At 73.5% G+C, this 13951-nt stretch carries 9 protein-coding genes; 6 read left to right on the top strand and 3 right to left on the bottom strand.

Going from position 1 to position 13951, the window contains the following annotated elements; genetic code table 11:
* The first annotated feature begins 112 nt into the window (after positions 1 to 112).
* The 4 genes from treS (at position 113) to FHL79_RS23240 (ending at position 8190) form a co-directional block, all read left to right on the top strand.
* A complete protein-coding gene (treS, locus tag FHL79_RS23225; protein WP_218938579.1) occupies positions 113 to 1975 on the top strand; it encodes a maltose alpha-D-glucosyltransferase in 1863 nt (620 codons plus the stop codon).
* Entirely contained in the window at positions 1975 to 3348 is a 1374-nt protein-coding gene (locus tag FHL79_RS23230) for a maltokinase N-terminal cap-like domain-containing protein (RefSeq protein ID WP_138760930.1), read from the top strand. Before treS ends, FHL79_RS23230 begins: the two co-directional genes overlap by 1 nt.
* 100 nt (positions 3349 to 3448) lie before the next feature.
* Entirely contained in the window at positions 3449 to 6598 is a 3150-nt protein-coding gene (glgB, locus tag FHL79_RS23235; protein WP_138760931.1) for a 1,4-alpha-glucan branching protein GlgB, read from the top strand.
* A gap of 161 nt (positions 6599 to 6759) precedes the next feature.
* On the top strand, positions 6760 to 8190 hold the full coding sequence (locus FHL79_RS23240; RefSeq protein WP_138760932.1) for a neutral zinc metallopeptidase: 1431 nt from the start codon (positions 6760 to 6762) through the stop codon (positions 8188 to 8190).
* An 88-nt stretch (positions 8191 to 8278) separates the two neighbouring features.
* Here the strand turns inward: FHL79_RS23240 and FHL79_RS23245 are convergent, their stop codons facing one another.
* The 3 genes from FHL79_RS23245 to FHL79_RS23255 all read right to left on the bottom strand — a co-directional run bounded on the left by FHL79_RS23245 (position 8279) and on the right by FHL79_RS23255 (position 12104).
* The gene (locus FHL79_RS23245) at positions 8279 to 9250 is read right to left on the bottom strand and encodes a tetratricopeptide repeat protein (RefSeq protein ID WP_138760933.1); all 972 of its coding nucleotides are present in this window, start codon (positions 9248 to 9250) and stop codon (positions 8279 to 8281) included.
* Positions 9251 to 9329: 79 nt separating this feature from the next.
* The gene (locus FHL79_RS23250; protein WP_138760934.1) at positions 9330 to 10802 is read right to left on the bottom strand and encodes a phytoene desaturase family protein; all 1473 of its coding nucleotides are present in this window, start codon (positions 10800 to 10802) and stop codon (positions 9330 to 9332) included.
* 72 nt (positions 10803 to 10874) lie between these two features.
* A complete protein-coding gene (locus FHL79_RS23255; RefSeq protein ID WP_138760935.1) occupies positions 10875 to 12104 on the bottom strand; it encodes an acetyl-CoA C-acetyltransferase in 1230 nt (409 codons plus the stop codon).
* Between the two features lie 179 nt (positions 12105 to 12283).
* Here FHL79_RS23255 and mce point away from each other — a divergent pair, with 179 nt between their 5' ends.
* Positions 12284 to 12733, top strand: a complete 450-nt coding sequence (gene mce, locus FHL79_RS23260; RefSeq protein WP_138760936.1) for a methylmalonyl-CoA epimerase — start codon at positions 12284 to 12286, stop codon at positions 12731 to 12733.
* A 103-nt stretch (positions 12734 to 12836) separates the two neighbouring features.
* A partial coding sequence (locus tag FHL79_RS23265) for a coiled-coil domain-containing protein (RefSeq protein WP_138760937.1) occupies positions 12837 to 13951 on the top strand: 1115 nt, incomplete at its 3' end.

A 13951-nucleotide genomic window follows, 5' to 3' on the forward strand; every position in this document is an offset into this window, starting at 1 on the left:
CCCCTGATCACACCGCGCCGTCGCGACGGCGCCCGCCGAGCCCGCGGCCGGCGCCGTCGCCGCACCTGACACCCGTCGAACGAACCAGACTGATGAACGAGGACCCCCCTCCATGACCCTCCCCGTCCCCGCGCAGTCGACCCCCGGCGCGGGCGAGCAGTCGACGCTGGTCTCCCTGGGCAGCGACCCCGAGTGGTTCAAGCGCGCCGTCTTCTACGAGGTGCTGGTGCGCGGCTTCGCCGACAGCAACGGCGACGGCATCGGCGACCTCCGCGGCATGCTGGGCAAGCTGGACTACCTGCAGTGGCTCGGCGTCGACTGCCTGTGGCTGCCGCCGTTCTTCGCCTCCCCGCTGCGCGACGGCGGCTACGACGTGAGCGACTACACCGCGGTGCTGCCGGAGTTCGGCGACATCGAGGACTTCAAGGAGCTCATCGGCGAGACGCACTCGCGTGGCATGCGGATGATCATCGACTTCGTCATGAACCACACCTCGGACCAGCACCCCTGGTTCCAGGCCAGCCGCAGCGACCCCGAGGGCCCCTACGGCGACTTCTACGTGTGGGCCGACGACGACACCGGCTACCCCGACGCGCGGATCATCTTCGTCGACACCGAGAGCTCGAACTGGACCTTCGACCCGGTGCGCAAGCAGTACTTCTGGCACCGGTTCTTCAGCCACCAGCCCGACCTGAACTTCGAGAACCCGCGGGTGCAGGAGGCGATCATCGACGCTCTGCGCTTCTGGCTGGACCTGGGCATCGACGGTTTCCGGCTGGACGCCGTCCCCTACCTGTTCGAGGAGGAGGGGACCAACTGCGAGAACCTCCCGAAGACCCACGAGTTCCTCAAGAAGGTCCGCAAGGTCGTCGACGCCGAGTACCCCGACCGGGTGCTGCTGTGCGAGGCGAACCAGTGGCCCAGCGACGTCGTCGAGTACTTCGGTGAGAACGGCGACGAGTGCCAGATGGCGTTCCACTTCCCGGTGATGCCGCGGCTGTTCATGGCCGTCCGGCGGGAGCAGCGCTTCCCCATCTCGGAGATCATGGCGCAGACCCCGGACATCCCGGAGAACTGCCAGTGGGGCGTCTTCCTGCGCAACCACGACGAGCTGACGCTGGAGATGGTCACCGACGAGGAGCGGGACTACATGTGGGGGGAGTACGCCAAGGACCCCCGGATGAAGGCCAACATCGGCATCCGCCGCCGGCTGGCCCCGCTGCTGGACAACGACATCGACACCCTGGAGCTGTTCAACGCGCTGCTGCTGTCGCTGCCGGGGTCGCCGGTCCTGTACTACGGCGACGAGATCGGCATGGGCGACAACATCTGGCTCGGTGACCGCGACGGGGTCCGCACCCCGATGCAGTGGACGCCGGACCGCAACGGCGGGTTCTCCACCGCCGACCCGCAGCGCATGCACCTGCCGCTGGTCGCCGACCCGGTCTACGGGTTCCAGGTGACCAACGTGGAGAACCAGCTGCGCAACACCACCTCGCTGCTGCACTGGCTGCGGACGATGATCTCCGTCCGCAGCCAGCACCCGACCTTCGGCGTGGGCAGCTACGCCGAGATCAGCTCGCGGAACCCCACGGTGCTGTCCTTCGTGCGCGAGTTCGGGGACGACGTCGTGCTCTGCGTGAACAACCTCTCCCGGTTCCCGCAGCCGGTGGAGCTGGACCTGCGCCGGTTCGAGGGCTATACGCCCATCGAGCTCACCGGCCGGGTGCAGTTCCCGCAGATCGGCGTCCTGCCCTACATGCTCACCCTCGCCGGCCACGGCTTCTACTGGTTCGAGCTCTCCAAGCCGGCCGCCCCGGCGGCCGAGGAGGACGACAGCTGGGAGACCGCCGTGAGCAGCAGCGTCGCGCAGTCCCTGCTCGACGCCGGGGTGGTGGGCGCCACCGACGCCCCGGCCGGCAGCGGCGGCCTCGGCGCTGAGGCCCCCACCACGACCACCCACGGAGAAGCCTGATGACTGCACTGACCGACATGCTGGCCGACTGGATGCCCGGGCAGCGGTGGTTCGGCGGCAAGGGCCGCGAGTGGGCGTCGGTGAGCGAGGACGGCTTCTTCCTCGACCAGTCCGACCCCGCGCTGTCGGTGCACCGGGTCCGGGTGGGGTACACCGACGGGCACACCGAGACCTACCTGGTGCCGCTGTCCTGGCGCAGCGCCCCGGCCGAGGACCTCGCCTCGGCGTTCGTCGGCGCGGTGCCGGGGTCGCACGGCGAGAACTACGCCTACGACGCGATGCGTGACCGGGACGCGACCGTCCCGTGGCTCACCCACCTGGTGGCCGCCTCGACCGTCGGCCCGATGCACTTCCACCCCGCCGGGGTCGCCTACATCCCCGAGGGCCTGCCCGGCGACGTGATCTCCACCGAGCAGAGCAACACCTCGCTGGTCTACGGCGAGACGGCGATCCTGAAGCTGTTCCGCCGGCTGGAGCCGGGGCTCAACCCCGACGTGGAGATCCTCGACGCCCTGCGCCGCACCGAGAACAAGCACATCGCCCCGCTGCTCGGGCACATCGAGATCGACGACGCCGACCCCGCCGAGCAGCCGGCCACCGTCGCGATGCTGCAGGCCTTCGTGCCCAACGCCAGCGACGGCTGGCGGCTGGCCACCTCCAGCGTCCGCGACCTCTACGCCGAGGGCGACCTGCACGCCGACGAGGTGGGCGGGGACTTCGCCGGGGAGAGCGAGCGGCTGGGCGAGGCCACCGCCTCGGTCCACGCCGACCTCGCCCGGGTGCTGCCCACCGAGCCGGCCGACCGGGACTGGTACACCGCGGTCGCCGCGCAGATGACCGAGCGGCTGGAGGCGGCGCTCGCCGTCGTCCCCGACCTCGCCGAGCACGCCGACGGGCTGCGGGCGCTGTACGCCGCGGTCGCCGGGACCGACGAGCCGGTGCTCCGCCAGCGGGTGCACGGCGACCTGCACCTGGGGCAGGTGCTGCGGACGACGAACGGCTGGATCGTGCTGGACTTCGAGGGCGAGCCGGCCCGACCGCTGGCGGCCCGCCGGGAGACCGACACCCCGCTGCGCGACGTCGCCGGGATGCTGCGGTCCTTCGACTACGCCGCCCGGCACATGCTGGTGGAGCAGCCCGACGACCCGCAGCGGGCCTACCGCGCGCAGGAGTGGGCCGAGCGGAACCGCACCGCCTTCTGCGCGGGCTACTCCGCTGCCGCCCCGGACCTCACACTGTCGAGCGAATCCGCGCTGCTGCGCGCGTTCGAGGCCGACAAGGCGGTGTACGAGTGTGTGTACGAGGCGCGCAACCGGCCGCACTGGCTCATGATCCCGCTCAGCTCGCTGTCCCGGTTGACCTCCGGCGACTGACGAAGGGCCCCTCTGCCGGGTCCCGCCACTCGCGAGCTCGCGGCGGGACCCGGCAGAGGGGCCGTACCGGACGACGACCGACGCACCTGGAGGGACCCTCATGACGATCGACGACACGCAGCCACCGGGCACCGACACCCCCGAGAACCCGGCCGACCGGGCCGAGCTGACCCGCAGGGTCGAGGAGAAGACCGCCGCCGTGCAGGCCGCGTCCGAGCCGGCCGTGGCGAAGAAGGCGACCCGCAAGGCCGCCAAGAAGGCCGCCGACGCACCGGCAGCGCCCGCCAAGCGCACCCGCAAGGCCGCGGCCGTCCCGGCGGCGGCCGAGGGCGCGACGGACGACGTCGCCCCGGCCAAGCGGACCCGCAAGGCCGCCGCGAAGAAGGCCGCACCCGCCGCCGACGACGCAGCGCCCGCCCCCGCCAAGCGCACCCGCAAGGCCGCGGCCACGAAGGTCACCGCGACCCCGGTCGTCGCGCCTGCCCCGATCGCCCAGCCGGGTGACCCGACGGCCCCCTCGGCGCCCCAGCCGGAGCCGCCGAGCCCGGACCCGGCCGAGCCGAGCACCCCGCAGGCACCGGCCGACGGGCAGCACGCGGGCACCGGCGGCAGCTCGCCGGCCCGGACCGCGTCCGAGCCCGGTGCCGAGCTCGCGCCCGACACGGTGCCCGTCGACCGTCCCGCCGGGGACACCGCGCCGGACACCGCTGCGGACACCGCTGCCGACACGGCGCCCGCCACCGCGCCGGAGACCGCGCAGGGTCCCGGCGCCGTCCCCGGTGAGGTGACCGGGGCCGAGGTCACCACCGCCGACCTGGCGACCAGCGAGGTCCCCGACCTGCCCCCGGCTCCCGAGCAGGCCCCCGAGCCGGCTGCCGCCGGGCTGGTGGCGGCGCTGCCCGAGGGCCAGGCACCGGTGAGCACCTCGGTGCCCGCCGAGGCCGTCCCGTCCGGCAGCGAGGTCAGCGACGAGCAGTTCGCCGCCGTCGTCGACGGCTGGTCCTTCGACCCGCACGGCGTCCTCGGCGCGCACCGGCTGGCCGAGGGCTGGGCGGTCCGCACCCTGCGGCCCGACGCGGTCGCGGTCGTCGTCGTCGACCAGGACGGCACCCGCCACGAGGCGAGCCCGGTGTTCCGCGGCGGCGTCTTCGAGGCCCGGCTGCCGCAGCAGCCCGGCGACTACCGGATCGAGGTCGGCTACCCGAACGCCGACGGCGGGACCGACACCTTCCTCGTCGACGACCCCTACCGCTGGCTGCCCACCCTCGGCGAGGTCGACCAGCACCTCATCCGGGAGGGCCGGCACGAGAAGCTGTGGACGGTGCTCGGCGCGCACGTGCGCAGCTACGACACCCCCGGCGGCCGCGTCGAGGGGGTCTCGTTCGCCGTCTGGGCGCCCAACGCCCGCGGCGTGAAGGTCACCGGCGACTTCGACTACTGGGAGGCGCGCGCCTACCCGCTGCGGTCGCTGGGCTCCTCCGGCGTGTGGGAGGTCTTCGTGCCCGGCGCCCAGGTGGGCACCCGGTACCGCTACCACGTGCTGGGCGCCGACGGTCAGTGGCAGGTCAAGAGCGACCCGCTGGCCTTCGCCACCGAGGTGCCGCCGGCCAACGCCTCGGTCGTCACCGCCTCCACCCACGAGTGGCACGACGACGAGTGGCTGGCGTCCCGCGCCGAGGGCACCTGGCACCAGCGGCCGATCAGCGTCTACGAGGTGCACGCCGCCTCCTGGCGCCAGGGGCTGTCCTACCGCGACATGGCCGACGAGCTCGTCGGCTACGTGAAGGACGCCGGCTTCACCCACCTGGAGTTCATGCCGCTGGCCGAGCACCCCTTCGGCGGCTCGTGGGGCTACCAGGTCACCTCCTACTACGCCCCGACGTCGCGGTTCGGCTCCCCCGACGACCTGCGCTACCTGATCGACACCGCCCACCAGGCCGGCATCGGCGTCATCGTCGACTGGGTGCCCGCGCACTTCCCCAAGGACGAGTGGGCGCTGGCCCGCTTCGACGGCACGCCGCTGTACGAGCACCCGGACCCCCGCCGCGGCGAGCAGCCCGACTGGGGCACCTACGTCTTCGACTTCGGCCGCAACGAGGTGCGCAACTTCCTGGTCGCGAACGCGCTGTTCTGGGCCCAGGAGTTCCACGTCGACGGCATCCGCGTCGACGCCGTCGCCTCGATGCTGTACCTGGACTACTCGCGCAACGAGGGCGAGTGGACGCCGAACGAGTACGGCGGCCGGGAGAACCTCGAGGCGGTGTCCTTCCTGCAGGAGATGAACGCCACGCTGTACCGCGAGGTGCCGGGCGTGGTGACGATCGCCGAGGAGTCGACGGCGTGGCCGGGCGTCACCCGACCCACCTACCTGGGCGGCCTGGGCTTCGGCTTCAAGTGGAACATGGGCTGGATGCACGACTCGCTGGGCTACATGTCCAAGCAGCCGGTGTACCGCAGCTTCCACCACAGCCAGCTCACGTTCTCCCTGGTCTACGCCTTCTCGGAGAACTACGTCCTGCCGATCAGCCACGACGAGGTCGTCTACGGCAAGGGCTCGCTCATCCGGAAGATGCCCGGCGACCGGTGGCAGCAGCTGGCCAGCCTGCGTGCCTTCCTGGGGTACATGTGGGCCCACCCCGGCAAGCAGCTGCTGTTCATGGGCTCGGAGTTCGGTCAGCTGTCGGAGTGGGCGGAGAGCCGGTCGCTGGACTGGTGGCACCTCGACGACCCGGCGCACCGGGGCGTCCTGGACCTCGTCCGGGACCTCAACACCGTCTACCGGGACACCGAGGCGCTGTGGTCCCAGGACGTCGATGCCGCGGGCTTCCAGTGGATCGACGCCAACGACGCCGTCGGCAACACGCTGACCTTCCTGCGCTACGGCAAGGACGGTCAGGTGCTGGCCTGCGTGGCCAACTTCTCCGGGACGCCGCACCACGACTTCCGGATCGGGCTGCCCCGCGGTGGCCGGTGGCGTGAGCTGATCAACACCGACTTCGAGGGCTACGGCGGCTCCGGGGTCGGCAACCTCGGCGGCATCGACGCCGTGGCCGAGAGCTGGCACGGGCAGCCGTACTCGGCGGCGCTGACCGCGCCGCCGCTGGCGACCGTGTGGTTCGTGCACGAGGGACCGGAGCCGGCGGCCCCCGACGACGGCGCCCCGTCCGACGCCCAGCACACCGCTGCGGCCGAGGCCTCCGGACAGGCGGAGGGCCCGGGCACCGGGCTCCAGCCGGCTCACGAGGGCTGAGGCAGGACCGGGTCGCGACGGCGGCGGGGCGGGGGCCGAGGTCCCTGCCCCGCCGTCGTCGTCCGGCTCCCCCGCACGACCGACCCGTCGCCGGTCCCGACCGGGTCCGGCAGGATGGGGACGCAGCTGCCGGTGCCGGCGGCCCGACCGATCGGGAGCCCATGTCCCCCTCGCCCCGCCGGGTGTTCACCCGTGCCGTCGTGGGCGCCCTGCTGGGCTCGACCGTGCTGACCGGCTGCGCCGTCACCCTCATCGACGGCAACGCCACCCCCGCCTCCGGGGTCCAGGCCAACGTGGACCCCCAGCAGTTCCAGATCATCGGCGCGACCGACGACGACATCGACCAGATCACCCGCAACGCCCTGCTGGACCTGAACACCTACTGGGGCGAGCAGTTCCCCGGCACCTTCGGCCAGGACTTCACCCCACTGGCCGGCGGCTACTACTCGGTCGACCCGGCGGACGTCGACCCGGCGCAGTACCCCAACGGGCAGATCGGCTGCGGCGAGCCGCCGGAGGCGGTCGAGGACAACGCCTTCTACTGCGACGCCAGCAACTCCTACCCCAACGGTGACGCGATCCAGTACGACCGCTCGTTCCTCGACGAGCTCGCCTTCGGCAGCGGCGGCAGCGAGGGCTACGGCCGGTTCATCCCGGCGCTGGTGATGGCACACGAGTTCGGCCACGCGGTGCAGGGCCGGGTCGGCTACCCGTTCCAGGCGTCGATCGCGATCGAGACGCAGGCCGACTGCTTCGCCGGGGCCTGGACCCAGTGGGTCGCCGACGGCGACGCCCCGCACAACACCATCCAGCCGGGCGAGCTCGACGACGTGCTGCGCGGCTACCTGCTGCTGCGGGACCCGGTGGGCACCGGCCTGAACTCCGGCGAGGCGCACGGCTCCTACTTCGACCGGGTGTCGGCGTTCCAGCAGGGGTTCGACGACGGCCCCACCGCCTGCCGGGACGCCTTCGGCCAGGACCGGCCCTACACCCAGGGGGAGTTCCAGACCGACCAGGAACTGGCCACCAACGGCAATGCGAGCTACCCGGACACCCAGGAGCTCATCGGCCTCACGCTGCCGGAGTTCTGGACCGACGCCATCAACCAGATCGGCGGGACGACGTTCCAGGCGCCGACCATCGAGCCGTTCTCCGGCAACGCACCCGAGTGCGACGGCGACGGCCAGGACAACGACCTGGTCTTCTGCGCTGCGGACAACACGGTCGGCTACGACGAGTCCGACCTCACCCAGCCGCTGTACACCGACGTCGGTGACTACGCCGTGCTGACGGCGGTGGCCATCCCCTACGCGTTGGCCGCCCGCGACCAGCTGGGCCTGTCGACCGACGACCAGGATGCCGTCGAGTCCGCGGTCTGCCAGGTCGGCGCCTACACCGCCGCGGCACTCAACGGTGCAGTCCCGGACATCAGCATCTCGCCCGGGGACGCTGATGAGAGCGTGTCGTTCCTGCTGGAGTACGCGACCGACCCCAACGTGCTGCCCGACGTCGACGTCACCGGTTTCCAGCTGGTCGACAGGTTCCGCAGCGGCGTCTTCCAGGGCCTGCCGGCCTGCGACATCGGCGCGTAGCCGACCTGCCCCGGCTCAGGCACAGGAACTCGTGCACCCGGTCGAAGGCCGGGATGTGGGTGCAGGGGCTCCTGTGCCTCGGCCGGCGTCAGAACAAGGCGGTCATGAGGGCACGGCGGGCGGGGCCGACGCGCGGGTCCTCGTCGCCGACGATGCCGAAGAGCTCCACCAGGTGCTTGCGGGCGCTGTCGCGGTCCTCACCGGCGGTGCGACGGACGACGTCGAGCATGAGTGCGAACGCCGCGTCGACGTCGCCGGTGCCCAGCAGGAAGTCCGCGGCGCGGGTCTGCGCCGCGACGTCGTCCGGCGCGGCCTCGGCGGCGGCCAGCGCGTCCGGGCCGGCCTCCTCGGCCCGCCGGAACAGCTGCACCTGGCGCAGGGCCAGGCCGGCGACCGGGTGGTCGGGCTCGGCGTCCAGGATCGAGCGGTAGGCGGCCTCGGCGGCAGCCAGGTCACCGCGGTCCAGCGCGGCCTCGGCCGCGTCCAGCCGCGGGTCCTCGGGCAGCTCGTCCTCGCCGCCCTCGGCCTCGTCCGGCAGCCCCCCGCCCGAGGTGGCGGCGACCAGCTCGGTGACGAACTGCCGCGCCTGCTCCTCGGGGATGGCACCGGTGAACTCGGCGACCAGCTGGCCCTGCCAGACGGCCTTGACCGCCGGGATGCCCTGCACCCGCAGCCCCTGGGCCAGTGCCGGGTTGGCGTCCACGTCGATCTTCGCCAGCACCCAGGAGCCGGCACCCTCGGTGGCCAGCCGCTCGAGCACCGGGGACAGCTGCTTGCACGGCCCGCACCACTCGGCCCACAGGTCGAGCACGACGGGCACCTGGAAGGACCGGTCCAGGACCTCGGACTGGAAGGTGGCCTCGGTGACGTCGACGACGGCGCTGCCCGGCGCGCCGGCCGGGGCGGCGGCGCTCGGCGGCGGGGCGGCCTGGGCGCGGGCGGCTGCCTCACTGCGTGCCTTGACCGCGGCGAGGTCGACCGCCCCGGCCAACGAGGCCGCCATCTGGGCCTGCTGGGCCGCGGCGCGCGGGTCGGTACGAGCGGGACGGTTGGGCTGCATGACCTCGATCATCCCACCGCTGGGTGGGTCGCCGCCGGGGCCCTCACGCCGGTCGTGCCGACGACGTCCGGCCGGGCGGTCAGGCGGGCGGAGCGGGACGCAGCCGCGGTGGCTTCCGGATGCCGAAGACCTGGCGGAGCGCCACCCGGGCGGCGTTGTCACCGCAGTGGCCGTGCACCGCCGGCCCGGGCGGCGTCGCAGACGACGCCAGGTAGGTGCCGGCGATCGGCGTCGAGTAGGTGTTCCACCGCGGCACCGGGCGGGCCAGCATCTGCCGCAGCGAGGCCTCGCCGTTGGAGATGTCGCCGCCGACGTCGCTGGGGTTCCACTGCTCCATCTGCCCCGCGTGCATCGTCCGCCGGCCGACGATCGTGTCGCGGAAGCCCGGGGCGAAGCGCTCGACCTGCGCCTCGATCGCCTCGGTCATGTCCACCGTCGAGCCGTGCGGCACGTGCACGTACGCCCAGAACACGTGCCCGCCCGCCGGCGCCCGGGTGGGGTCGACGACGGTCGGCTGGACGGCCAGCACGTAGGGCTTGTCGGCCAGCCGGCCGTGGGCCGGTGCCGACTCGCCGGCGATGGTCTCCGCCATGGTGCCGGCGACGTGGATGGTGCCGGCCCGGCGGACGTCGGCGTTGGCCCACGGCACCGGCTCGGAGAGCACCCAGTCGATCTTGAAGACGCCGGGGCCGTGCTTGTAGCGCCGGACCCAGCGCTGGTAGCCGATGGGCAGCTGGTTGCCGGCCATCGCCATGAACGCCCCGGGCGAGGTGTCCAGCAGCACCGCCGGGACCCCGGTGAACTCGCGGAGGTCGGTGACCTCGTGCCCGGTGACCACCTCACCGCCCTGCTGCTCCAGCGCGGTGACCATCGCGTCGGCCAGCTTCTGCGAGCCGCCCTGGATCAGCGGCCAGCCCTGGTGGTGGCTCATCATGCCGAGGAACATGCCCAGCGCGGCGGTGAGCGGTCGGGTCAGGTCGAGCATCCCGTGGGCGGCGGCACCGGCGATCAGCGCCTGGCCCGCCTCGGTGTGGAAGTAGCGGCCGGCCAGGTACCCGATGTTCGGCAGCCCCTGCAGGCCGAAGCTGGCGATGGCCGGGGCGCCGCGCACCGGCAGCCGGCGGAACGCCGAGGTGAGGAAGAAGTCGGTGATCTCGTCGGCGTGCGCCAGCAGCGGGCCGAACAGCCGGCGGTAGCCGTCGGCGTCGTCGCCCAGGCTCGCCGCGGTGCGCTCCAGCGAGGAGAACGAGAGCGCGGCCCGGCCGCCGTCCAGCGGGTGGGCGAAGTTGATCTCCGGGTGCACGAGCCGGACCCCGCGCGAGGCGAGGTCGAACTCCCGGAAGAACGGCGCGGCCGCGGCCATCGGGTGCACCGTGGAGCAGATGTCGTGCCAGTAGCCGGGGCGGATGTGCTCCTCGGTGCGCATGCCGCCGCCGGGCCGGTCACCGCGCTCGACCACCCGCACGGACAGGCCTGCCGCGGCCAGCCGCAGCGCGGCGGCCAGGCCGTTCGGTCCAGATCCGACGACGACGGCGTCCGGGGTCCCGTTCACGCCGCCATCCTGCCTGCGCCCCGCCGCCCCCGCCGTCCGAACGACGACGGGGGCCGGCGTGGTCAGGCGTGGTCAGGCACCGACGGGCTGGTCCGCGAGCGCCCGGCCGGGGACGTGCAGGATCAGCGCGTCGCCCTGGCCGCCGCCGCCGCAGAGGGCGGCCGCACCGACGCCGCCGCCGCGGCGGCCGAGCTCCAGCGCCAGGTCCAGCACGATCCGCGCGCCGCTCATGCCGACCGGGTGCCCCAGGGCGATCGCGCCGCCGTTGGGGTTGACCTTCGCCGGGTCGATGCCGAGCTCGCGGGTGGACACGATGGCGACGGCGGCGAAGGCCTCGTTGAACTCGACCAGGTCGAGGTCGGCCGGGTCGATGCCCTCCCGCTCGCACGCCTTCTGGACGGCGCGCGAGGGCTGGGTCTGCAGCGTCGCGTCCGGGCCCGCGACGACGCCGTGGGCGCCGATCTCGGCCAGCACGGTGAGCCCGAGCTCCTCGGCCCTGGCCGCGGACATGACGACGACCGCGCAGGCGCCGTCGGAGATCTGCGAGGCGGACGCGGCGGTGATGGTGCCGTCCGCGGCGAACGCGGGCTTCAGCCGGGCCAGGCTCTCCACCGTGGTGTCGGGGCGGATGCCCTCGTCCTCACGGAACTCGATCGGGTCGCCCTTGCGCTGCGGGATCAGCACCGGGGTGATCTCGGCGTCGAAGATCCCGTCCTTGGCCGCGCGCGCCGCCTTCTGGTGGCTCTCCGCGGCGTAGGCGTCCTGCTCCTCGCGGGTCAGGCCGTACCGGCTGTTGGAGTCCTCGGTCAGCTTGCCCATCGCGACCTGGTCGAAGGTGTCGGTGAGGCCGTCGTGGGCCATCGAGTCGACCAGCGTGGCGTCGCCGAACTTGGTCCCGGTGCGCGACCCCTGCAGCAGGTGCGGCGCCTGCGTCATCGACTCCATGCCACCGGCGACCACGACCTCGAACTCCCCGGCCCGGATGAGCTGGTCGGCCAGGGCGATGGCGTCGAGCCCGGACAGGCAGACCTTGTTCAAGGTGAACGAGGGCACCGACATCGGGATGCCAGCGGCGACGGCCGCCGGTCGGGCCGGGTTCTGCCCCGCACCGGCCTGGATGACGTGGCCCATGATCACGTAGTCGACCTGCTCGCCGGTGATCCCGGCGCGCTCGAGGGCGGCCTTGATCGCCACGCCGCCGAGGTCGGCGGCGGAGAAGTCCTTCAGCGAGCCGAGCAGGCGGCCCATCGGGGTGCGGGCGCCGCCGACGATGACGGAACGGGTGCGTGCGGGCTGGCTCATCGGGGCTCTCCGGGGCTCCGGCCGCCGACGCTGGCGACCGTTTCGACAGGACACCGCGCAGGCCGGGACGGCGCAGCGGGCACCCGCCAGGATAGGCGAACGGCCGGGCACCACCCCCCTTCGTGAGCCGGGTCACAACCAGGTGCCGGGGGCGACCGGCCGGCGGGAGGATGCCGCCCATGCCCGATGACGCGCAGACCGGCCTCCCCGGCGAGTTGTTCACGACCATCGACCACGTCGGCATCGCCGTCCCCGACCTGCGGGAGGCGATCGCCTTCTACGAGCTGGCCTTCGGCATCACCTCGGTGCACGAGGAGGTGAACGAGGAGCAGGGCGTCCACGAGGCGATGCTCGCCGTGGGCGACGGGTCCACCCGGATCCAGCTGCTGGCGCCCCTGACCCCGGAGTCGACGATCGCGAAGTTCATCGGACGCTCCGGGCCGGGCCTGCAGCAGCTCGCCTTCCGGGTCGCCGACGTCGAGGCGGTCAGCGCCGTCCTGCGCGAGCGTGGGCTGCGGCTGCTCTACGACGAGCCGCGCCGCGGCACGGCCGGCAGCCGGGTCAACTTCGTCCACCCCAAGGACGCCGGCGGGGTGCTCGTCGAGCTCGTCGAACCGGCCGCGCACTGAGGCAGCACCCGCGGACCGGACCGGCGGGCGGGAGCTGGGAGTTGGCTGGGAGCGGTCCCGGGCACGCTGACCGCCGCTCGGGTTCTCTGCGAGGATGAGGGCCATGACCGACCCCCGCGACGATCTGCTCGCCTACCGCGACGGCGGCCCGACCTTCGACGTGGTGCGCAAGGGGTACGACCGGGAACAGGTGGCGGAGACCCTGGCCGGCCTGGACGCCGACCTGCGGGTGGCGCTGGCCGACCGGGACGCCGCGGTCTCCCGGTCGGCCGATCTCGCCCGCCAGCTGCAGGCCCTGCACGGCGAGGTCGAGTCGTTGCGCCGCCGGGCGGCCAGCGCGAGCGCGCCCACGTTCGAGAACATGGGCGAGCGGATCTCCAACATGCTGCAGCTGGCCGAGGACGAGGCGGCGGAGATCCGCCGGTCGGCCCAGGAGCAGGCGGCCGCGATGCAGGCGCAGGTGGCCGCCGAGGTGGAGGCGATCCGGGAGCGCATCGCCGGCGAAGAGCGCGCGCTGGGCGAGCGGTCGGCCGCCAGCCAGGCCGAGGCCGAGCGGCTGGTCGGCGAGGCCCGGCAGCACGCCGAGCAGATCTCCGCGGTGGCGCAGGCGCGCGCCGACGACCTGGTGACCAAGGCCCAGGAGCGGGTGTCCCGGCTGGACGCCGACTCGCAGGCGCGCCGGGCCAAGGTGGAGCAGGACTTCGAGATCGCCCAGCGAGCCCGGCGCACGGAGGCGGCCCGCTCCGAGGAGGAGCGGGAGCGCGCCTCGGTGCAGGCCGCCCAGCAGCGGGTCGCCGCAGCCGACGAGCAGGCCCGCCGGACCGTCGCCGAGGCCGAGGCGTCGGCGGCAGCGGTCCGCGCGGTGCGAGACGACCTCACCCGCCGGCTCACCGAGGTCCGCAGCCTGCTCGGTCAGCTGCCGGACCTCTCCGACCAGAAGCCGCGGGACGGCGCCCGGCAGCAGGCGCCGGAGGCGGGTGCCCCGCAGACCGAGGCGCCCCGGACCGAGGCCGCGCAGACCGAGGCCGGCCGGGAGGCAGCCCCGCAGACCCAGGTCGCCCGGCAGGCCCCGCCCGCCGAGGCGGCACCGGGCGAGGCGGCACCGGGCGAGGCCGCGCCGGCCGGCGGCAGCACCGCGGTCGACCCGGCCCAGGTGCAGGCTGCTCCGCCGGCACCGGCGCAGACCGCCGACCCGGCGGCCACCCAGCCCTCGACGCC

This window comes from Modestobacter altitudinis, from assembly GCF_005930475.1.
GTDB classification, from domain to species: Bacteria; Actinomycetota; Actinomycetes; order Mycobacteriales; family Geodermatophilaceae; genus Modestobacter; species Modestobacter altitudinis.

Coding starts and splice junctions, on each gene's coding strand:
- treS (WP_218938579.1), top strand. CDS start 113: ATGACCCTCCCCGTCCCCGCGCAGTCGACCCCCGGCGCGGGCGAGCAG.
- FHL79_RS23230 (WP_138760930.1), top strand. CDS start 1,975: ATGACTGCACTGACCGACATGCTGGCCGACTGGATGCCCGGGCAGCGG.
- glgB (WP_138760931.1), top strand. CDS start 3,449: ATGACGATCGACGACACGCAGCCACCGGGCACCGACACCCCCGAGAAC.
- FHL79_RS23240 (WP_138760932.1), top strand. CDS start 6,760: ATGTCCCCCTCGCCCCGCCGGGTGTTCACCCGTGCCGTCGTGGGCGCC.
- FHL79_RS23245 (WP_138760933.1), bottom strand. CDS start 9,250: ATGCAGCCCAACCGTCCCGCTCGTACCGACCCGCGCGCCGCGGCCCAG.
- FHL79_RS23255 (WP_138760935.1), bottom strand. CDS start 12,104: ATGAGCCAGCCCGCACGCACCCGTTCCGTCATCGTCGGCGGCGCCCGC.
- mce (WP_138760936.1), top strand. CDS start 12,284: ATGCCCGATGACGCGCAGACCGGCCTCCCCGGCGAGTTGTTCACGACC.